General features: G+C 64.7%; 19 protein-coding genes. 6 read left to right on the top strand and 13 right to left on the bottom strand.

The features are described 5' to 3' along the window. Window positions 1-15: 15 nt before the first annotated feature. Window positions 16-1,419: a glucose-6-phosphate dehydrogenase gene (locus tag CH289_RS14085; RefSeq protein ID WP_094728089.1), complete on the bottom strand. Its 1,404-nt coding sequence runs from the start codon at window positions 1,417-1,419 to the stop codon at window positions 16-18. Window positions 1,420-1,467: 48 nt separating this feature from the next. Between CH289_RS14085 and CH289_RS14080 the strand changes: the two genes are divergently transcribed. Beyond that, window positions 1,468-2,070 (top strand): hypothetical protein, encoded by a 603-nt coding sequence (locus tag CH289_RS14080; RefSeq protein WP_019666599.1) that lies wholly within the window; start codon window positions 1,468-1,470, stop codon window positions 2,068-2,070. Here CH289_RS14080 and CH289_RS14075 read toward each other — a convergent pair. After that, complete coding sequence (locus tag CH289_RS14075; RefSeq protein WP_020112571.1) at window positions 2,067-2,639, bottom strand: isochorismatase family protein; 573 nt, start codon at window positions 2,637-2,639, stop codon at window positions 2,067-2,069. The two genes, CH289_RS14080 and CH289_RS14075, sit on opposite strands and share 4 nt — an antisense overlap. A gap of 22 nt (window positions 2,640-2,661) precedes the next feature. On the opposite strand from CH289_RS14075, the gene CH289_RS14070 reads away from it, so the two are divergent. Next, a complete protein-coding gene (locus CH289_RS14070) occupies window positions 2,662-3,489 on the top strand; it encodes an MOSC domain-containing protein (RefSeq protein WP_230620903.1) in 828 nt (275 codons plus the stop codon). Here the strand turns inward: CH289_RS14070 and CH289_RS14065 are convergent. The 3 genes from CH289_RS14065 to aspA are packed head-to-tail and all read right to left on the bottom strand — an operon-like array spanning window position 3,461 to window position 7,196. Further along, window positions 3,461-4,327 carry an asparaginase gene (locus CH289_RS14065; RefSeq protein ID WP_019666602.1) on the bottom strand — a complete coding sequence of 289 codons (867 nt, stop codon included), beginning with the start codon at window positions 4,325-4,327 and terminating at the stop codon, window positions 3,461-3,463. The two genes, CH289_RS14070 and CH289_RS14065, sit on opposite strands and share 29 nt — an antisense overlap. Window positions 4,328-4,331: 4 nt before the next feature. Next, window positions 4,332-5,750, bottom strand: a complete 1,419-nt coding sequence (locus tag CH289_RS14060; RefSeq protein WP_020112573.1) for an amino acid permease — start codon at window positions 5,748-5,750, stop codon at window positions 4,332-4,334. 6 nt (window positions 5,751-5,756) lie between these two features. Next, window positions 5,757-7,196: an aspartate ammonia-lyase gene (gene aspA / locus CH289_RS14055; protein ID WP_037182855.1), complete on the bottom strand. Its 1,440-nt coding sequence runs from the start codon at window positions 7,194-7,196 to the stop codon at window positions 5,757-5,759. A 121-nt stretch (window positions 7,197-7,317) separates the two neighbouring features. Between aspA and CH289_RS14050 the strand changes: the two genes are divergently transcribed. Then, window positions 7,318-8,013, top strand: a complete 696-nt coding sequence (locus CH289_RS14050; RefSeq protein WP_020112575.1) for a FadR/GntR family transcriptional regulator — start codon at window positions 7,318-7,320, stop codon at window positions 8,011-8,013. Here CH289_RS14050 and CH289_RS14045 read toward each other — a convergent pair. Beyond that, window positions 8,010-8,717 carry a hypothetical protein gene (locus CH289_RS14045; protein WP_256977215.1) on the bottom strand — a complete coding sequence of 236 codons (708 nt, stop codon included), beginning with the start codon at window positions 8,715-8,717 and terminating at the stop codon, window positions 8,010-8,012. The genes CH289_RS14050 and CH289_RS14045 overlap by 4 nt on opposite strands. Before the next feature lie 109 nt (window positions 8,718-8,826). Beyond that, entirely contained in the window at window positions 8,827-9,780 is a 954-nt protein-coding gene (ligD, locus tag CH289_RS14040; protein ID WP_020112577.1) for a non-homologous end-joining DNA ligase, read from the bottom strand. A 165-nt stretch (window positions 9,781-9,945) separates the two neighbouring features. Between ligD and CH289_RS14035 the strand changes: the two genes are divergently transcribed. Continuing rightward, window positions 9,946-10,764, top strand: a complete 819-nt coding sequence (locus tag CH289_RS14035) for an endonuclease domain-containing protein (protein ID WP_094728063.1) — start codon at window positions 9,946-9,948, stop codon at window positions 10,762-10,764. 146 nt (window positions 10,765-10,910) lie between these two features. Here the strand turns inward: CH289_RS14035 and groL are convergent, their stop codons facing one another. After that, the gene (gene groL, locus CH289_RS14030) at window positions 10,911-12,536 is read right to left on the bottom strand and encodes a chaperonin GroEL (protein WP_026348058.1); all 1,626 of its coding nucleotides are present in this window, start codon (window positions 12,534-12,536) and stop codon (window positions 10,911-10,913) included. Between the two features lie 432 nt (window positions 12,537-12,968). On the opposite strand from groL, the gene CH289_RS14025 reads away from it, so the two are divergent. Continuing rightward, on the top strand, window positions 12,969-14,456 hold the full coding sequence (locus tag CH289_RS14025; protein ID WP_019666610.1) for an amino acid permease: 1,488 nt from the start codon (window positions 12,969-12,971) through the stop codon (window positions 14,454-14,456). Window positions 14,457-14,468: 12 nt separating this feature from the next. Here CH289_RS14025 and CH289_RS14020 read toward each other — a convergent pair whose 3' ends face one another. Beyond that, window positions 14,469-15,365 (bottom strand): serine/threonine-protein kinase, encoded by an 897-nt coding sequence (locus CH289_RS14020; protein ID WP_019666611.1) that lies wholly within the window; start codon window positions 15,363-15,365, stop codon window positions 14,469-14,471. Further along, window positions 15,362-16,237 (bottom strand): DMT family transporter, encoded by an 876-nt coding sequence (locus tag CH289_RS14015; protein ID WP_033188683.1) that lies wholly within the window; start codon window positions 16,235-16,237, stop codon window positions 15,362-15,364. The genes CH289_RS14020 and CH289_RS14015 overlap by 4 nt, the downstream gene beginning before the upstream one ends. Window positions 16,238-16,447: 210 nt before the next feature. On the opposite strand from CH289_RS14015, the gene CH289_RS14010 reads away from it, so the two are divergent. Then, the gene (locus CH289_RS14010) at window positions 16,448-18,316 is read left to right on the top strand and encodes a BCCT family transporter (protein ID WP_037163861.1); all 1,869 of its coding nucleotides are present in this window, start codon (window positions 16,448-16,450) and stop codon (window positions 18,314-18,316) included. Window positions 18,317-18,413: 97 nt separating this feature from the next. On the opposite strand, the gene CH289_RS14005 is transcribed toward CH289_RS14010, so the two are convergent. Genes CH289_RS14005 through CH289_RS13995 form a run of 3 tightly spaced genes read right to left on the bottom strand, consistent with a single transcriptional unit; the run spans window position 18,414 to window position 20,131 of the window. Then, window positions 18,414-19,007, bottom strand: coding sequence for a DJ-1/PfpI family protein (locus CH289_RS14005; protein ID WP_094728062.1), 594 nt, complete (start codon window positions 19,005-19,007; stop codon window positions 18,414-18,416). Window positions 19,008-19,040: 33 nt separating this feature from the next. Then, on the bottom strand, window positions 19,041-19,715 hold the full coding sequence (locus CH289_RS14000; protein ID WP_037143600.1) for a GOLPH3/VPS74 family protein: 675 nt from the start codon (window positions 19,713-19,715) through the stop codon (window positions 19,041-19,043). After that, window positions 19,712-20,131 carry a DUF1801 domain-containing protein gene (locus CH289_RS13995; RefSeq protein WP_019666616.1) on the bottom strand — a complete coding sequence of 140 codons (420 nt, stop codon included), beginning with the start codon at window positions 20,129-20,131 and terminating at the stop codon, window positions 19,712-19,714. The genes CH289_RS14000 and CH289_RS13995 overlap by 4 nt, the downstream gene beginning before the upstream one ends.

The following is a 20,131-nucleotide window of genomic DNA, read 5'->3' as shown; positions in this document are numbered from 1 at the left end:
TCACCGGTACCGAGGTCAGTGCACCAGCCAGCCGCACGGCGCGGCGAGTTCGTCGGCCTCGTCAGGCCCCATCGAGCCCGGTGCGTACGACTTGACCTCGGGAGGATCGTTCAGCAGCGGCGCCGCGACCTCCCACACGTGAGCCAAGCCGTCGGGCCGGGTGAACAGCGACCGGTCTCCGTTCAGCACGTCGAGGATCAGACGTGAGTAGGGGGACAACGGTTCGGCATCAGGCACCGACGGCAGCGGCAGGGACAGGTGGCCGACGGACAGGTCGAAGTCCGGGCCCGGCTCCTTCACCGTCATCGCGACGTCGATCGCGCCGTTGCCGGACAGGTCGAAGGACAACACCGCACCGTCGCGGGGCAGATCTTTCAGCGGGCTGTTCGCCGGAGTCCTGAACACCAGCGACACACGCTGGGCCCCGACCCCGAGCATCTTTCCGGTGCGGAGCAGGAACGGGACACCGCGCCATCGGTCGGTGTCCACCCACAGCGTCGCGGCGACGAACGTGTCCACGACGGAATCCTCGGCCACGCCCTCCACATCGCGGTACCCGTCGTACTGGCCGAGAACCACCTCGGACGTGTCGATCGGCCTGAAACACCCGATGACGGATTCACGCGCGGACTGCAGGTCCTCCGCGTCGAGCGTCGCGGGGGGCTCCATCGCGACCTCCGCAGCAACCTGGAACAAGTGCGTCACCAGCATGTCCAACACGGCACCGGTGCTGTCGTAGAACTCGGCGCGGTCGTCGATGTTCAGCGTCTCCGGTACGTCGATCTGAACCTGCTCGACGTGCTCGGAGTTCCAGATCCCGTCGATCATGCCGTTCGCGAATCTCAGCACGTGCAAGTTCTGCGTCGCTTCCTTGCCCAGGAAGTGATCGATCCGGTAGATCTGCTTCTCGTCCAATACGTCGTGCACGGCCTTGTCGAGCTGCTCGAATGCCTTCTGCGACGTGCCGAACGGCTTCTCGTACACCACCCGTGCGCCGTCGGCGAGGTCGTGCGCACCCAGCGCGGCCGTGTAGTCCTCGAACGTGCTCGGCGGCAGTGCGATGTAGTGCACCAGCTGCGCGTCGCCGATGTCCTCACGAGCCTTCGCGACGACGTCGACGAGATCTCCCGGATCGTCCACGGTGAACCCGTTGCCTGCGAACCGGATTCGCTCGGAGAACGAATCCCAGTCGTCCGCCCCGGAGCCGAACTCCTCGAGCGCACTGCGCACGTGATCCCGGAACTCGTCGTCGGACGTGTCGTGCCTGCCGTTGCCGACGAGAAGCCACTCCTCCGGGAGCAGTCCTTCGACATGGAGTTGATGGAACGACGGTAGAACCATGCGCTTGGCAAGGTCGCCTGTCGCACCGAACAGGACGAAGATCGTGGGTTGCTGCGAATCGGAACGCGTGGACGCCATGAATCCATCATGCACCCAGAACAACGCCGCAGGGTTACAGTCGGTGTGATGGGAAGATCACGGTTTCACGGTGAGATATTCGGAGTAGGTACCTCGTCGGGCGTACGCATCGTCGTCGGGCACTGGACCCGATCTCCGCTCGGAGAATTCACCGACGTCATGATCCAGTTCTCCGGCGGCCACCGCCTTCTGCTCGCACCGGACGAAGATGTGCGCGAATTCGTCACCGCGACATACACGTTCGACGACGTATCAATGACCCCGGTCGGCTTCACACGAGTCGGCGACACGGTGAGCGTGAACACCGACGACCTTCGACTCACTCTGAGAACGGGACGCTCCACCGCACTCGGCACCCTCCTCGCGATGGTCCCGTCCACGATCTCCACGGCACCGTGGTTCTGCCGCATCTCCGATCCCATCGCACGGGTGGTCCTCCGAGGTGTACGCACCCGCGGCAGTGCAGGGAACGACAGGCGCGAGTACTACGGCGCGAAGCACCAACACCGAATTCTCAGCGCCACCGCATCCTGGCGCGGCGAAGACCTCGGCCACCTCACACCCGTCACGCCCCCGGTCACCTTCGGGTTCGGCAGTACCCCGGCGGCACCGTCGGTCACCTCGATCACGACGACCATCGACACGCCCTAGGCCAGCACGGCACCGGCGTCGGACAGTTCTTTCAGGGCGGTCTCGGAGGACTCCGGCGCGACCCCTGCAACGAACTCGGTCAGAATCCGAACAGCCAATCCATGGTGGATCGCGTCCAGGGCGGATGCCCGCACGCAGTAGTCGGTCGCGATCCCGACGACGTCGATGTCGGTGACCTCGTTGGCATCCAGCACGTCCCGCAGCGCAGTGCCGTCCTCGGTGCTGCCCTCGAACGCGGAGTAGGACGGCTCGCCCTGCCCCTTCAGAACATGCACGTCGACCGAGTCCGTCGCGAACTCCGGGTGATACGCGGCGCCGGCGGTGCCCGCAACACAGTGCACCGGCCACGTCGTCACGAAGTCGGGCTGCTCGTCGGTGGCGAAGTGGCCGCCGTTGTCACTGTCCGCGTCGTGCCAGTCCCGCGATGCGACGATGACGTCGTACGCGTCGCCCTGCCGCGCGAGAAGCCCGCTGATCCGACGCGCGACATCGGCACCGCCCACGACTCCCAGAGCACCGCCTTCGGTGAAATCGTTCTGAACATCGACTACCAACAATGCACGTGTCATGGCCCCCAGTATCCTCGCCGGTGTGAGTGCCACAGGTCGGAGTGCCACAGTGTCCGAATTGGTCTGCTACCCGGTCAAGGGTTGTGCCGGGCAGTCACTCGACACCGCACGAATGACGGTTCGCGGGATCGACCACGATCGAGAATTCATGATCGTCGACGACGACTTCTCGTTCCGCAGCCAACGCAGCGACCCCGTCCTCGCCGTGGTGACGCCGTCGATCGACGGTGACGAACTGACGCTCACGCACGAAGAATTCGGGTCGGTCACCTGCACGATCGATCGACGGTCACAGCCGATCGACGTCACCATGTTCCGTGCGCCGTTCCTCGGCATCGATCAGGGCGACGACGTCGCGTCGTGGTTGAGCGACGTCGTCGGCGAGGCGTCGCGGCTGGTTGCCGTCCCCTCCGACTTTCACCGCGTCACCGACGGAATCACCCCAGGAACAGCGGCATTCGCGGACAGCTCCGCCGTTCACATCCTCTCGGAGTCCACCCTGGACGGATTGAACACCCGGATGGACGCGCCGCTTCCGATGAATCGATTCCGGCCGAACATCGTCGTCACCGGCTGGGACGACCCCCACACCGAAGATCTTGTCCGCGACATCTCGATCGGAGAGACAGAGCTCGCCTACACCAAACTCGCGATCCGCTGCCCCGTCACCACCGTCGACCAGGCGCGCGGAGTGCGAGACGGACGCGAACCACTGAAAACCCTCGGCACGTACCGCAAGGCAAGGCAGAAGGGCGTTGCCTTCGGCGCGAAATTCAGCGTGGTCGACGGCGGCACGCTGTCCGTCGGAGACACCGTGAACGTCACGACCTGGGGCGAGTCGGAGCTGTAGCGATCTGTACCGCGAGCACCACCCGCGCCTGGCCTGCGCGTAGCAACGGCGAGAACACGGCCCCGGCGTCCACGAGATCCGCTCCGCCGCCGCCACCGCCGTACGTGGGCTCGATGGTCCCGACGGGCACGCGAGTGGTGACGACGACCGGTACACCCGCGCTCTTCACCGCCGCCACGACGGACGGATTGGTGTTCCCGGACCCGGTGGCCTCGAGCACGATGCCCTGAGCGCCCGCGGAGACGAAGGCGTCGATGGCCACCGCGTCGGCGCCGGGGTACAGCGCCACGATGTCCACGCGGACACCGGAGATCGGAGTCCGAGGCACGACATCTCGCGGCTCACCGGAGCTGACGAATGCGTCGAGTTCCGTTGTGTGCCACTTGGACAATCCCCGCGCAGGCAGCGTCCGTCCACCGAACACGACGAGTACACCGCGGCCACGGTTCGCCTCGTCGAGAACGGCGTCGACGGCCGCGGCGACGTTGCCCGGACCGTCCGCGTCCGCGTGGTCGGACGTGCGCTGTGCACCGGTGAACACCACGGGCCTCGGGTCACCGTGGAACAGATCCACCAACAGCGAGGACTCTTCCATCGTGTCCGTGCCGTGCAGCACCACCACACCTAGGCAGGCCGGGTCGTCGAGCTCGTCGAACACGGCGTCGACGATGCGGTCCAGGTCCGCGAAGTCGAACGCCGAGCTGTCCTTGGACATCAGGGTGCGGACCCTTACTTCGCCCGGCAGGTCGAAACCCACGGAGCCGGGCCTCGAGATGCCGTCCTCGTCGCGGCTGCTCCCGATGGTTCCGCCTGTTGTCAGCAGGGCAATGTGAGACAAGCCGTCATCCCTCTCGTTCTTCGGCCACTGCGGCAATCCGGTTGCGGCACAGGAACCATCCGCCGACGAGCAACGGTGCGATGATCAGGATCGACGCGATGGTCCAGGTACCGACCGGCTTGTCGAACGCCATCAGAATCAACACGGCGAGGAGGAAGACCAACGTCGCGATACCGGTGTAGGGAGCGCCGAACATCCGGAACTTCGGCCGGGCGAGGTCTCCCGAGCGAGAGCGCGACCACAGCTTCAGTTGACACAGAATGATCACCGCCCATGCGCTGATGATACCGAGGGCCGCGAAGTTCAACACGATCTCGAACGCCTGTGCCGGTACTGCAGCGTTGAGTCCGACGCCGGCGAGCGCCACCAACGCTGTCAGAGCGATTCCGCCGTAGGGAACTCCGGCCTTGTTCATCCGAGCCGCGAACTTCGGTGCGGATCCGGCGACGGCCATCGAGTGGAGGATGCGGCCCGTCGAATACAGCCCGGCGTTCAGCGAGGACAGTGCTGCGGTGAGCACCACGAGGTTCATGATGGCGTCGGCGCCTTGCACGTCGATCGCGCCGAAGAACGTGACGAACGGACTTTCCCCGGCGTGATATGCGCTGTACGGCAACAGAAGCGACAGCAGTAGCACCGAACCCACGTAGAACACCAGGATCCGAACGATCACCGTGTTGATCGCCTTGGGTATGACCTTCTCCGGGTTCGCGGTCTCTCCCGCCGCGGTGCCGACGAGCTCGATCGACGCATACGCGAACACGACGCCCTGCACCACGACGATCGCGGGCAGCAGCCCGTTGGGGATCAGTCCGCCGTTGTCGGTGATGACCGACAAGCCGGGAGCCTGACCGTCGATGGGAGTTCCGAAGATGACGTAGTACACGCCGACGACCAGGAAGGTGACCAAGGCGAGAACCTTGATGAGCGCGAACCAGAACTCGAGCTCTCCGAAGACCTTGACCGACACCAGATTCAGACCGAGTACGAGAACCAGGCCGATCAGCGCGAAGACCCACTGATCCACATCTCCGAGTGGCGCCCAGTACTTCTTGAAGAAATTCATGTACAGCGCAACCGCTGTCACGTCGACCACGGCCGTCATGGCCCAGTTCATCCAGTACAGCCAGCCGGCCGCGAACGCCATCTTCTCCCCGAAGAATTCGCGTGCGTAGGACACGAAGCTTCCCGACGACGGTCGGTGCATCACCAGTTCGCCGAGCGCGCGGAGGATCAGGAAAGCGAAGAACCCGCAGAGGGCATAGACGAGCACCAGGGCCGGACCGGAATCGTGCAACCGTCCGCCTGCGCCCATGAAGAGGCCGGTTCCGATCGCACCTCCGATGGCGATCATCTGAATCTGTCTCGGTACCAGAGCTTTACGGTATCCGAGGTCTTCCGAATGTCGAGTGTCGACTGTCATGTGCGGCTACCTTGTCGAAGTTTCGGGGGCATCGGCGTGCGGTGCAGGCGCGACGCGGAGATTGGCGAGATGTTGCGGGCTGAGCAGACGATCCAGTTCTTCACGGGCCAGTAGCTTCTTCTCGAGCACGAGGTCGACGACATTGCGGCCACTGACCAACGCCTCCTGGGCGATCGTCGTGGACTCGGCGTAACCGAGGTACGGGCTCAGCGCGGTGACGAGACCGATGGAGTTCTCCACACGCGCGCGCAGCAGATCGGCGTTGGCGGTGATGCCGTCCACGCATCGGGTCGCGACGGTACGGCAGGCTGCGCCGAGATGGGCCATGCCTTCGGACAGCGACTTCACGATGATCGGCTCGAAGGCGTTGAGCTGCAGTTGCCCCGCCTCGGCGGCCATGGTGATGGTGACGTCGTGGCCGATCACCTCGTAGGCCACTTGGTTGAGCACCTCGGGAATCACCGGGTTGACCTTGCCCGGCATGATCGACGAACCCGCCTGCATCGGAGGCAGATTGATCTCGTTCAGGCCGGCCCGAGGACCCGAGGACAGCAGCCGCAGGTCGTTGCAGATCTTGGACAGCTTCACCGCGATCCGCTTGAGCACACCCGACAGGTGCACGAACTGACCCACGTCCTGCGTCGCCTCGATCAGATCGGTCGCCGTGACCAGCGGAAGTCCTGTCTTGGTGCGCAGATGCTCGCATGCAGCCGCGGTGTATCCGTCGGGGGCATTGAGACCGGTACCGATGGCCGTTGCACCGAGATTGATCTCGTGCACCAGCAGCGCGGCTTCCTCCAGCCGCGAGCAGTCCTCGTCGATCATGATCGCGTACGTTCCGAACTCCTGCCCGAGAGTCATCGGCACCGCGTCCTGCAACTGCGTACGTCCCATCTTCACGACGGTGGCGAACTCGGATGCCTTGCGGCGGAACGCGTCGCGCAGGAATTTCATGGACTCGATCAGCTCGTGCGCCGCGTAGATCGTCGCGATGTTCACGGCCGTCGGGTACACGTCGTTGGTGGACTGACTTGCGTTGACGTGCTCGTTGGGGTGCAGGTGGCTGTAGTCACCGTGCGCATGACCGAGGATCTCGAGCGCACGGTTGGCGATCACCTCGTTGGCGTTCATGTTGGTCGAGGTGCCCGCGCCGCCCTGAACGACATCCACGACGAACTCGTCGTGCCACTGCCCGCCCAGAATCTCGTCGCATGCCCGACGGATCGCGTCGCTTCGGGTGGCGTCGAGAATCCCCAGATCCTCGTTGGCGGAGGCCGCGGCCCATTTCACGGCGGCCAGGCCGCGGATCAGATGAGCGTTGGTACCGATCGAACGGCCCGTGATGGGGAAGTTCTCCAGGGCGCGCAGGGTGTGTATGCCCCAGTACGCCTCCGCGGGTATCTCGCGTTCACCGAGAAGGTCCTTCTCGATTCGAGTCTCCACCACGTCCTGCTCCTTCTGATGTCCGGCTGTCCGGCTGTCTGACAGGTTAGAGTGTGAACCAAGACACGTCCGCCCGTCAACCGTCACCTTGACTCGCCCGCCGCAGGAAGAGGACTATTCAGACATGAACCTGTCGGACAGCTGGGCGGTCAGTCAGCCGACCGCAACGAGACTGAGCGCGGCAGAAGCAGTCTTCGCCGACATCCGCGACGCGATCGTCGCCGGCCACATCGCCATCGGCGAACGACTTCCCGCCGAGAGCGCACTGGCCACCCGATACGCCGTCAGCCGATCCGTGATCCGCGAGGCACTTCGATCGTGCAATGCACTCGGACTCACCGAAACCAAAACGGGCCGAGGCACTTTCGTCACCCGAGATCGCGTCACCGGCGATCTCGACATCGGCAACTACGACGCCCGCGAACTGATGGAAGCCCGCCCCCACGTCGAAATCCCGTCGGCCGGCTGGGCAGCCGAGCGCCGAACCGACGAAGACCTGGCCGTCCTCGAAGGGCTCACCGACGAAATGCGAAGCGAGGACGACCACCACGCCTGGGTACTGCTCGACGGCCAATTCCACACCGCCATCGCCCGAGCCAGCAAGAACCGCGTGTTCGAAGCGATCATCGTCGACATCCGCGGCGCGCTCACCCGCCAATCGGAGACGCTCAACCTCGTCGCCCGACGCCAGCAGAAGTCCAACACCGAACACGACCTCATCGTCGAGGGCATTCGGTCCGGCAGCTACGAGAAGGCCGCCGAGGCCATGGCCGCGCACCTCGACGCCGTCCGGGGCGCCGTGGAATCGCTACGCCGTTAGCTCCAGCTCTCGTTCCAGTCACGCGCGAACATGAACGCGCCTTCGGTTCCCCAGCAGGTGACGCCGAACATCTCGTCGGATTCGCACACCACGCCGACCGCGGACAACACCTGACCGTATTCGAGCACTCGAGGTTCGTCGGCCGTGTAGATCCCTTGCGTCGTGCAGATGTGTTGCGCCCCACCGTCGTTGACCCGCACTGCGTACTTGTCGTTCTCGGCATTGGTGCATGTGCGGCCTTCGAACGGCGCGACACTCGTCTTGGCCTGACAACCGACCTGGCCTGCGGGTGATCCCCCGGCCCAGATCCCGCACTGAATATTTCCCGACGGGGTGGTGAAGTTGTACCGGCCGAGATCGGTCGCGAACAGTGCCGGGTCGACATTGCCGGAATCCAGGCTCGGTCGGGGCTGATTCCACGGGAACAGATCCGACGCTTCCTCCGGGGCAGGCGCCGTGGGAACGATGACGATCTCCTGCTCGGGCTGCGCAGGTCCGGACGGCGGCTGATCGGACGTCGGCTGGTCGGACGTCGGCTGTTCCGACGTCGGCTGTTCCGACGTCGGCTGTTCCGACGTCGACTGGGGCGCTACGCTCGTCGTTTCCGACGCTGCAGCGCCATCCGGCTCCTCGCTACTGCAGCCGCTCACGGCCAGAACAGCAGCCACAGCGGCAACGACGACGGCAGACCGTGCGGCGATCATGAACACTCCTCGTCCCAAGACAACCGGGCGCCGTCTCGTCTACCCGTCCTATCGGTCTGCTTTACGAAGCCATTAACCGATCACGGATAACGATGACGACTCGAATCGGTTACTCCTCGGGTTCCGTCAGCCCTTCCCGCTCGTCCCGCTCCGCCCATTCCAGCAACGGATCGAGCGAGAACACCGCCTCGTCGATGCCGTCGTGCAGGTCGCCGAGTTTCGCGAACCTGTCCGGCACAGTGAAGATCGTGAAGTCACGCGGATCGACGTCCGGAACCTCGTTCCAGGAAATCGGCGTCGACACCGTCGCTTGCTGATTGCCTCGCACCGAGTAGGCGCTGGCAATGGTGTGGTCCCGCGCGTTCTGGTTGTAGTCGACGAACAGCTTCGTCGGATCGCGGTCCTTGCGCCACCACACCGTCGTCACGTCGTCGGGGGCGCGGCGTTCCACCTCACGGGCGAACGCGAGCGCAGCGCGTCGAACATCCTTGAATCCGTACTCCGGCGCAATCCGCACGTAGATGTGAAGCCCATGTCCGCCAGATGTTTTCGGCCAGCCCGTCGCACCCAGGTCTTCGAGGACCTCGGCGGCGACGCCGGCGACTCGGCGAACCCGATCGAACGGGCAGTCCGGCATGGGATCGAGATCGATGCGCCACTCGTCGGGCATCTCCACGTCCGCGCGCCTGGAGTTCCAGGGGTGGAACTCCACCGTCGACATCTGCACAGCCCACACGACGTGCGCCAACTCGGTGACGCACAGTTCGTCGGCGGTTCGGTTGTAGCGCGGGAACGTCACGCGCACGGTCTCGAGCCAGTCCGGGGCGCCGTTCGGCACACGCTTCTGGTGAACCTTGTCCCCCGCCAGACCCTTCGGGAACCGATGCATCATGCACGGCCGCTCCCGTAGAGCACGGACGATGCCATCGCCGACGCCGAGGTAGTAGTTCACCAGATCGAGCTTGGTGGCCCCGCTCTCGGGGAAATACACCCGGTCGGGGTTGGAGACACGCACGATGCGCTCCCCCACCTCGAGTTCGATCGCCTCCGACGCTGCTGCCATTCCACGAGCCTAGACATCCAGGGCCTGACTGCACACAGATCGAGCGCCGGAGTCACATCCGGCCCTGCGAACCCGATTTGTGTGCACTCGGGTCCGTCACTCCGGTTGTCCACAGCATGTGGACAACCCGAAATCCGAATCGGATTTTTTTGCAACGGTATTCGGATGACTATTCGAACACGGGGGCAATGGTCGGCAGTCGGGTACAGCAAACGTCGAATTTCGCAGATGCACCGGGTACTTCCCACGGTCTACTCGTCGGCGGCGCCCACTTACCTCGACAGGTGTACGGCCGTCGCCCTGTGGAAGCCCACTGCGATCCTCAGCCATTCGTCCGCAGCCTGGCTGTGGGGGCTCCTGCCGACCGAGCCGCCGATCGTCGAGGCAACGGTGCCCATGTCCGCCCAGGTCAGAGCACCGAGCTGGGTGACGCTGCATCGACGTGTCGTCCGGCCGAGCACACGACACGGCCTGTCGGTGGTCGGGATCGAACAGGCGATGCTGGATGTGGCGGTCGACATGGCCCGACCCGAACTGGAGGCGCTGTTCGACTCCGCCATCGGCACGCGCGTGCACTGGAAACGTCTTGCGCTTCTCGTCGAGCATTCGCGTGGGCGTCATGGGGTCGTCGCAGTCCGGGAGCAGCTCCGCACGTGCTGTCCGCTCACCAGATCCGAACCCGAGCGGATGGTGGCTCGCCCCCTGGTCGCGCGCGGATTTCGTCTCGAGATCAACACTCGAATCGGGAGGTACTACGGCGATCTCGTGTGCAGACGGGGACGTGTCGTCATCGAGATCGACGGTCGCGAATTCCACATCGCAGCCGAGGTGTTCACCAACGATCGCATCCGTCAGAACTGGATGATCGACGACGACTGGCGGGTACTCCGGTACTCCGCGGCCTACGTCAACGCTCACCTGGACGAGGTAGTGGACGAGATCATCGGAGTGGTCGGACGCCGCAGGCGAAGCCGCCGTGCCTGAGTGCACAAAAACCGCCGCCCGACGCCACATCCGGCCCTGCGAACCCGATTTGTGTGCATCCAGGGCACACGTACACCCGGGCCACCGCGAGCACGAAAAAGCCCGACCCCACCGAAGTGGAGTCGGGCCTGTTCGAGAGAGACGGACTAGAAGTCCATGCCGCCCATGCCACCGGTCGGGTCGCCTGCGGGCGCTCCGGCCTTCTCGGGCTTGTCGGCGACGACGGCCTCGGTCGTCAGGAACAGAGCCGCGATGGACGCTGCGTTCTGCAGTGCCGAGCGGGTGACCTTGACCGGGTCGTTGATGCCTGCAGCGAGCAGGTCCTCGTACTCGTTGGTCGAGGCGTTGAGGCCGTGACCGGACGGGAGGTTGCGGACCTTCTCTGCGACGACGCCGGGCTCGAGGCCTGCGTTGAACGCGATCTGCTTGAGCGGTGCTTCGAGGGCGACGCGGACGATGTTCACGCCGGTTGCCTCGTCGCCGTCGAGCTTCAGGTTGTCGAGTGCGGGCGAAGCCTGCAGCAGCGCGACGCCACCACCGGCGACGATGCCCTCTTCGACGGCAGCCTTGGCGTTACGCACTGCATCTTCGATGCGGTGCTTGCGCTCCTTGAGCTCGACCTCGGTCGCTGCTCCGGCCTTGATGACTGCAACGCCACCGGCCAGCTTGGCCAGGCGCTCCTGCAGCTTCTCGCGGTCGTAGTCGGAATCGGAGTTCTCGATCTCGGCGCGGATCTGGCTGACGCGTCCGGCGATGGCGTCGGAGTCGCCCGAGCCCTCGACGATGGTGGTCTCGTCCTTGGTGATGACGACCTTGCGTGCCTGACCGAGGAGCTCGAGGCCTGCGGTCTCCAGCGAGAGGCCGACCTCTTCGCTGATGACCTCGCCGCCCGTGAGGATGGCGATGTCGGCGAGCTGAGCCTTGCGGCGGTCACCGAAGCCGGGAGCCTTGACGGCAACGGACTTGAAGGTGCCACGGATCTTGTTCACGACGAGGGTGGAGAGAGCTTCGCCCTCGACGTCCTCGGCGATGATGACGAGCGGCTTGCCCGACTGGATGACCTTCTCGAGCAGCGGCAGCAGGTCCTTGACCGTGGAGATCTTGGAGCTGACGAGCAGGATGTACGCGTCTTCGAGGACGGCTTCCTGGCGCTCTGCATCGGTGGCGAAGTACGCCGAGATGTAGCCCTTGTCGAAGCGCATGCCCTCGGTGAGCTCGAGCTGCAGGCCGAAGGTGTTGGACTCCTCGACCGTGATGACGCCTTCCTTGCCGACCTTGTCCATGGCCTCGGCGATGAGCTCGCCGATGGACGGGTCGCCTGCGGAGATACCAGCGGTAGCAGCGATCTGCTCCTTGGTGTCGATCTCCTTGGCGGAAGCGAGCAGCGACTCGGTGACGGCTGCGACAGCCTTCTCGATGCCGCGCTTCAGGCCGAGCGGGTTCGCGCCGGCCGCGACGTTGCGCAGGCCTTCACGAACGAGTGCCTGAGCGAGAACGGTAGCGGTGGTGGTGCCGTCGCCTGCGACGTCGTCGGTCTTCTTGGCGACCTCTTTGACGAGCTCGGCGCCGATCTTCTCGTAGGGATCCTCGAGCTCGATCTCCTTGGCGATGGAGACGCCGTCGTTGGTGATCGTGGGGGCGCCCCACTTCTTCTCGAGCACGACGTTGCGACCCTTGGGGCCCAACGTCACCTTTACTGCGTCGGCGAGGGCGTTGAGGCCTCGCTCGAGGCCACGGCGTGCCTCTTCGTCGAACGCGATGATCTTGGCCATTGCGAAGTGATCCTCCGGATTGGGGGTGACACGCAGAGCGACCGTGTTCAGTCGCTCTTCTGCACTTGCTCGGCCGAGTTCGGTGCCCGCGACGGACGACCAGGGGTGTCGATGATTCCCAGCCTCACCGTCCCGACCTGGCACTCACAAGGCGCGAGTGCCAACTGCATTTCTAGCACTCGACCATGGCGAGTGCAAGGTCGTCACCGAAGTGTTCGCCTACGGCGCAGAAGACCGGCCGAGTCCGACGCCGGGGCGAAGCTCGAGCAGATGCTCACCCTTTCACGCACTGTTTACATGCAGGCGCGTTGTTTACATTGCACGCCTTTCGGCTCGATGCGATCCGGAAATAACGTTCGGAGACAGCAACATTCGCCACTAGCTCATTTCGGACAAAACACCCATAAACGCATCGACAGCAAGGATCGTCACATGTCCGATTCGGTCGACACGAAGTACGACAACTCCGCCATGGACCACGAGGAGGAGGGCTACCACAAGGGTCTCAAACCTCGCCAGCTCCAGATGATCGCCATCGGTGGCGCCATCGGCACCGGGCTGTTCCTCGGCGCGGGTGGACGACTCGCCAGCGCAGGCCCCGGCCTGTTCCTCGCCTACGCCCTGTGCGGCATCTTCGTCTTCTTCATCCTCCGCGCCCTCGGCGAACTGGTGCTGCACCGCCCGTCGTCGGGATCGTTCGTCTCGTACGCCCGTGAGTTCTTCGGCGAGAAAGCCGCATTCGTCGCAGGCTGGATGTACTTCCTCAACTGGGCCATGACGGCCATCGTCGACGTGACGGCCATCGCCACCTACATGCACTACTGGGGATCGTTCGAGGTGATCCCGCAGTGGGTCATCGCACTGATCGCGCTCGTGCTGGTCATGAGCCTCAACCTGGTCTCGGTGAAGTGGTTCGGCGAGATGGAGTTCTGGGCCGCGATGATCAAGGTCGTCGCACTCGTGACGTTCCTGATCGTCGGCATCGTCTTCCTCGCCGGACGCATCCCCGTCGGCAGCGAGATGCCCGGCATCAGCCTCATCACCGACAACGGCGGGCTGTTCCCGTCGGGCGCGTGGCCGCTGGTCATCGTCATCTCCGGCGTCGTGTTCGCGTACGCCGCCGTCGAGCTGGTCGGCACCGCCGCCGGTGAGACCGAGAACCCGGCGAAGATCATGCCGCGCGCGATCAACTCGGTGATCGCGCGTATCGCGCTGTTCTACGTCGGCTCGCTCGTCCTGCTGGCGCTATTGCTCCCCTACACGGCATACGCAGCAGGAACATCGCCTTTCGTGACGTTCTTCTCGAGCATCGGTCTCGGCGGCGCGGGCACGATCATGAACATCGTCGTGCTCACTGCTGCTCTGTCCTCACTGAATGCCGGCCTCTACTCGACGGGTCGCATCCTGCGCTCGATGGCCATGAACGGCAGCGCTCCCGAGTTCACCAAGAAGATGACCAAGGGCGGCGTTCCGTTCGGCGGCATTCTGCTCACCTGCTTCATCACGCTGTTCGGCGTCGCACTCAACGCCATCGCCCCGGGTGAGGCCTTCGAGATCGTGCTGAACATGTCCGCCCTCGGCATCATCGCGAGCTGGGCGACGATCGTGCTGTGCCAGATCCAGCTCTACCGCTGGTCCAAGAAGGGCATCCTCGAACGTCCGAAATTCCGTCTGTTCGGCGCCCCGTACACGAGCTACGCGACGCTGGTGTTCCTCTTCGGGGTGCTGGTTCTGATGGCCTTCGACGCCCCGATCGGGTCCTGGACGATCGCCACCCTCGTCGTCATCATCCCGGCACTGATCGGCGGATGGTTCCTGGTGCGGACGAAGGTCCTCGCCGTCGCCGAGGAACGTCTCGGCTACACCGGGCAGTACCCCGTCGTCGCCAACAGACCACTCGACGACGATCCGGACAACTGACGGGCCGGACAATCAGAACCTCCGACGCCACCCGGCCCCGAAGGGCGACTTTCGAGGCGGGGGCTCCGGAGCGGGAGCAGCAAGGGCGTCGGCGACGGCGTTGCTGAGTTCCGTGCACGTCGCGAATCGATCTTCCGGCTTCTTGGCCAGCGCGGTCGCGACGACGCCGTCGAGACCCTTCCGTAGGTCTCGTCGGCGCGCGGTCACCGACGGAGGCGACGCGTTCAGCTGAGCGTCCGTGATCGCGAGCGGCGTCGCGAGGGGATACGGGGGCTTGCCGGTGAGCAATTCCACGAGCGTTGCGCCCAACGCGTAGACATCGGTTCGAGCGGACAGACGCTCACCGCGAAGCAGTTCCGGTGCGGCGTACTGAATGGACGCGAAGACCGACCCTCCTCGCGCCACCGGTCCGGCGTCGAGGAATCGCGCGATCCCCCAGTCCGACACCATCACCTGCTCGAAACCGCCACGCGGTTCGGTACTGATCAGGATGTTCGACGGTTTCACGTCGCGGTGCAGTACGCCCTGAGTGTGGGCGTAGTCCAGACCTTTCGCCACTTCGCTGACGATGCGGGCAGCTCGGTCGACGTCGAGGGCGATCTGGCCGCGTGCGACGAGCCGCGCTGCGCTGTATCCCTCGACGTAGTGCATCGTCATCCACAGTCGACCGCCGAACTCACCGTGGGCGTGCACGGACACGATGTTCGGATGGTGCAGCCGCGCCGCGATCTTCGCCTCCATGACGAATTTCGCCCGGAGCTGCTCGTCTCCCGAGGCGTCCTCGTCGAGAATCTTGAGTGTCTCGCGCCCTTCGACGAGGTAGACCTCACTCATCCCACCCACCCCGAGCAGCCGCTCGACCGTGTACCCGGCGAACGTCCGTCCCGGCGACAGGCGGCCGGTGGTCATGGCGAGATCGGCACCGACGGCTCGTCTCGCGCCGATGACCGGGCGAGTGCAACAGTGGCCGCGACCATCGCGACGAGAGCGACCACGAGGACCACACTGCCGCCTCTTCCGGTGGCGAGGTACTCGCCGAGGACCACGAACCCGAGAGCCGACGCCACCACCGGTTCCATCACCGTGGTGGCGGGAAGCGAGGCCTGCAGAGCGCCGGCTTGAAATGCGGACTGCTGCAGGGTGATCGCCGCGACCGCCACGGCTATCAGCGCGTACAACTCGACGGAGGTCAACAGAGGAACGACTCCGCGGCTCACGAGGTGGACCACGCCCTTGGTCAGCACGGCGGCGACGCCGAACAATGCACCCCCGGAGATGCCGAGCAGCAATGCTTTTCGAGGACCGCTCGCCTTACGTGACGCAAGGACGCACAGCGCGACGAACGGTAGTCCGATCAGGCAGACGACGATCCAGTGCCGAGCCTCGGCCCTCTCCACTCCGGGCTTCGGGTCCCCGACCACGACGAGGATCGCCACCGAGGCGGTCAGTGCTGCGGCCCACATCCACTCGGTGGCGGAGATCGTCCGATGTGCAAACCGTGCGCCGAGCGGAAGCGCGAACAGCAACGACAGCACCAGCAGAGGCTGGACCAGGAGCAGCGATCCCATCCCGAGCGCGGCCGCCTGGAGCGCGTAGCCGAGGATTCCGACGACGGTCCCCACCCACCAGATCGGCTGCTTGACCAGCGACCCGATGGGCCCCAGTGCACCGTTGGACTCCACCGGGACCTGCGCTGCCGTGCGCTGCCGAACCACTGTCCCGACTGCGATGCACAGCGCTGCACCGAGTGCGAGGACCACCACCGTCGTTGTTTGCGGCACGACGAAACATTAACGGCAGATCGCCACGTCAGCGAGTTCTCGGTCGAACGCCGAATTCGCTCGAGTCGAACAGGTCGGTTATCGTGTTTACCGGCACTTGACCAATAGAACGCATAAGTAAGAGAAACGACATGTGGTCGGCCCGGTCTCGACTGCATCGGTAGCCGCCCATGATTCGGATACGAAAATCGTGAGGACGGAAGACTCGACGTGAATCTGGACAAGAAGCCCAACGCGGTGAAGGAAGCGTGGGACGGGCTTCGAAAGCCCGTCTTCATCCCCGCCTCCATCGTCATCTTCGTGATGATCGCCTTCGCCGTGATCTACTCCAGCACTGCTGCCGACGCGTTCTCGACGCTGAATTCGGCGATCACCGACGGCGTCGGCTGGTGGTACATACTCGCGACGACAGGATTCGTCGTCTTCGCCGTGTACTGCGGTGTCAGCCGCGTCGGAAACATCCGACTCGGACGCGACGACGAGAAGCCCGAGTTCGGGGTGCTGTCCTGGTTCGCGATGCTGTTCAGCGCGGGCATGGGCATCGGCCTCGTCTTCTACGGTGTCGCCGAGCCCCTGTCGCACTACGTCGTTCCACCGGAGGCCGGTGGAGTCGCCGGGTCGACGGACGCCGCAGCGAATCAGGCCATGGAACTGACACTGTTCCACTGGGGCCTGCACGCGTGGGCGATCTACGTGGTCGTCGGCCTCGGCCTGGCGTACATGACGTACCGCAAGGGCCGGCCGTTGTCGGTGCGTTGGCTACTCGAGCCGTTGCTCGGGCGTAAGCGGATCGAAGGCGGTATCGGCCATGCCATCGACGCGGTCGCGATCATCGGAACACTGTTCGGCGTCGCGACGTCCCTCGGCTTCGGTGTTCAGCAGATCTCGGCCGGCCTCGAGTACCTGGGCTGGGTCGACACCAGCAACTGGGTCACCGTCCTGCTCATCGCAGGCATCACCGGCATCGCCACGTACTCGGTGGTCTCCGGCGTCAAGCGTGGCCTGAAGTGGCTGTCCAACATCAACATGGCGCTCGCCGCCGGGTTGGCCGTCTTCGTGCTGATCGCAGGCCCGACGCTGTTTCTCATGCAGTCCTGGGTGCAGAACCTCGGCGGGTACATCCAGGCCATGCCGGAGCTGATGCTGCGCACCTCCCCCTTCTCCGACGACGGCTGGGCCGGCGCGTGGACCATCTTCTACTGGGGTTGGTGGATGAGCTGGGCGCCCTTCGTCGGCATGTTCATCGCGCGCATCTCGCGCGGACGCACCATCCGTGAGTTCGTCTTCGGTGTTCTGCTGGCCCCGACGATCATCGGTTCGCTGTGGTTCACCATCTTCGGCGACGCAGGCATTCTTCGGCAGCGCGAGCAGGGCGATCTCCTCGTCGACGGCGCGGTGAACACCAACACCTCGCTCTTCCAGCTGCTCGACGGCTTGCCTCTGGCCACGATCAGCAGCTTGCTCGCGATCTTCGTCATCGTGTTCTTCTTCGTCACGTCCTCGGACTCGGGATCGCTCGTCATCGACATCCTGTCCACCGGAGGCGATCTGGAACCGCCGAAGATCACGCGCGTCTACTGGTCGATCCTCGAAGGCACCGCGGCGACGATTCTGCTTCTCGTCGGCGGCGCCGGGTCACTGACGGCACTGCAGACGATGTCCATCGCGACGGCCGTTCCGTTCTCGATAATCCTCGTGCTGGCATGCGTGTCCATGTTGAAGGCGTTCCGATACGACGTCGCGACGACCCCGCGGTACGTCCGGGTCACCGCGACACCCACTGCAGACGGCGACAGCTCCGGTACGAACTCGGACACACAGAAACGTCGTCGGGGAGCCGGTATCTCGTCGACGTTCTCGGGCCTCGGACCGTCGCAGATCGGTTTGGCCACGCCCACCGACGGCGCAGTCGTCCTCGCCGTGCACGAAGTGTCGACAGAATCGCTCGAGGTCGATCCCGACACCGGCGCAGTGGAGTACTCGGCGGACAGCGGTCCCGTCGACCCGCTCGGAGGCGAAGTGTTCGACACTCCCGAATTCGCCGATTCCCACGAGGGACAGACGCAGTCGAATTCCTGAGCGAGAAGTAGAAAAAGGGGCCCGGTTCGACCGGGCCCCTTTTTCGTGTCGTCCTCGGCTCACTTTTGCACTGCCTGTCGCAGCACTGGTCCTGCGTTTACTGACCGTCCGACCATTCGTACTGCATCTGCCGGGCGGTGCTCGTGGCGACGTCGGGACTCACCAGTCGCGAGACCAGGTGCAGCGCCAGGTCCAGTCCTGCGCTGATGCCCGCGGACGTCGCGATGTCGCCGTGATCGAGATACCGGACACCCTCGCGGACATCGAGACTCGGCCACCGCCGCCGGAGGTCGTCGACGTCTTCCCAGTGCGTCGTCACCGGACGTGCATCCAGCACCCCGGCGTCGGCCAGCAGAAACGCACCGGTGCACACCGACGCGGTCACTTCCGTTGTGCCGAACTGCGTGTGGATCCACGCCGCAGCGGCCGCAGGTACCTCGTCGACGACACCACCGGGCACGAGCACCACGTCGTAACGCCTGGTGTCGTCGATCGTGGTGTCCACCGCGATGCGCATGCCACCGCGGGCATACACCGGACCGTCGTCGACTCCGACGAGCACCACGTCGAACGCGCGCACTCCCCCGTCGCGCGTGGTGATTCGGTTCGCCACCGAGAAGACTTCGAACGGCCCGCATGCGTCGAGCACCTCGACGTCGTCGAACATCAGAATGGCGAGAGATCGCGTCATCGCACGATCATCGCAGGACCTGCTGCCCAGTGCTCAGCTACCGGACGCAGCGATGGCGGGGACGACGATCGCCACCGCCAGCGCGGCGTTCACATCCTGCACTGCCTTCCGGACGGCCTCGCCCGCCCAGTCGCCCTCGGCGATGTCCTTCGCTCGACGTTTCGCCGCTCGCTTGTCGGCGGCAGGCAACACCTTGTGGACCGCGTCGATCGCGGACAACATCGACACGACAGCCGATATCTCCGGCAACGGCGTCGTACCGTCGACGATCGCGCTGTGAATCCACTGGATCAGCCATGCTGTGCGTGTGGTGTCACGGGCAGGCCAGGACGTCGTCGGGAACAGGCCGAGGATTCTGTCCTCGTGCTGCGAGACCGCACCTCGATGCGCCAGGCGGAGACCGATCTCCTGTTTCAGGTTCTTGTGGAGCTTCTCGATGACTTTCTGCGGTTTCGGCGGGTTGTTCTCGGTTCCGATGAACGCGTGGACCCGCGCGAGAAGCGGATCCTGCGGGGGCGGCCCCGACACCACGAGCCTGCCGTCCTTGACCGCTTCACCCTTCGCGGTGATGCGTACGGCGCCGTTCATGGCCAGCTCGAGCACCAACGCACCCGCCAGCACACGCGGGAATTTCGTACTGTCGACGATCGGCTTACCCGTCACGTCGTCGACCAGAACCAGAAACAGATCCTCCGCGATCAGAGTCATGTGCCGAGCGTACCCACCACGTACGGATACGACAGCTCGATCATCTTCTCCAACACCGCCGAGTCGACGTCGGCGAGCTTGTTGACGTACAGACATCCGGCCCCGGGCTTGTGTTTGCCCAGTTCGTTCAGCAGTGCCTGGGATTCGGGAGCGTACGTCAACCCGTACAGCACGAGCGAGGTCCTACGGGGCGAGAAGCCGACCGCGAGTGCGTCGCCTTCCCGGCCACTGTCGTATCGGTAGTGGTACCGGCCGTAACCCACCATCGACGGACCCCACATGACGGCAGGTTCCCCGGTGACACGTGTGAACAGCCGGTGCAACGCCAACCCGTCGGCGCGGCGCACCGGATGCTCGACGCTCTCGAGCCACGCGACCACGTCCGTCGCCGTCGGCCCGGTCTTGCTCTCGCTCAT

The sequence above is a fragment of the Rhodococcus sp. RS1C4 genome (assembly GCF_002258225.1).
Classification (GTDB): Bacteria; Actinomycetota; Actinomycetes; order Mycobacteriales; family Mycobacteriaceae; genus Rhodococcoides; species Rhodococcoides fascians_E.
Note: the sequence above shows the minus strand (reverse complement) of the source record. Positions and strands in the feature narration are given on the sequence as shown.

Coding starts and splice junctions, on each gene's coding strand:
- CH289_RS14050 (WP_020112575.1), top strand. CDS start 7,318: ATGAACCTGTCGGACAGCTGGGCGGTCAGTCAGCCGACCGCAACGAGA.
- CH289_RS14000 (WP_037143600.1), bottom strand. CDS start 19,715: ATGACTCTGATCGCGGAGGATCTGTTTCTGGTTCTGGTCGACGACGTG.
- CH289_RS14075 (WP_020112571.1), bottom strand. CDS start 2,639: ATGACACGTGCATTGTTGGTAGTCGATGTTCAGAACGATTTCACCGAA.
- CH289_RS14085 (WP_094728089.1), bottom strand. CDS start 1,419: ATGGCGTCCACGCGTTCCGATTCGCAGCAACCCACGATCTTCGTCCTG.
- CH289_RS14020 (WP_019666611.1), bottom strand. CDS start 15,365: ATGACCACCGGCCGCCTGTCGCCGGGACGGACGTTCGCCGGGTACACG.
- CH289_RS14025 (WP_019666610.1), top strand. CDS start 12,969: ATGTCCGATTCGGTCGACACGAAGTACGACAACTCCGCCATGGACCAC.
- CH289_RS14060 (WP_020112573.1), bottom strand. CDS start 5,750: ATGACAGTCGACACTCGACATTCGGAAGACCTCGGATACCGTAAAGCT.
- CH289_RS14005 (WP_094728062.1), bottom strand. CDS start 19,007: ATGACGCGATCTCTCGCCATTCTGATGTTCGACGACGTCGAGGTGCTC.
- ligD (WP_020112577.1), bottom strand. CDS start 9,780: ATGGCAGCAGCGTCGGAGGCGATCGAACTCGAGGTGGGGGAGCGCATC.
- groL (WP_026348058.1), bottom strand. CDS start 12,536: ATGGCCAAGATCATCGCGTTCGACGAAGAGGCACGCCGTGGCCTCGAG.
- CH289_RS14035 (WP_094728063.1), top strand. CDS start 9,946: ATGACTATTCGAACACGGGGGCAATGGTCGGCAGTCGGGTACAGCAAA.
- CH289_RS13995 (WP_019666616.1), bottom strand. CDS start 20,131: ATGAGCGAGAGCAAGACCGGGCCGACGGCGACGGACGTGGTCGCGTGG.
- CH289_RS14080 (WP_019666599.1), top strand. CDS start 1,468: ATGGGAAGATCACGGTTTCACGGTGAGATATTCGGAGTAGGTACCTCG.
- CH289_RS14045 (WP_256977215.1), bottom strand. CDS start 8,717: ATGATCGCCGCACGGTCTGCCGTCGTCGTTGCCGCTGTGGCTGCTGTT.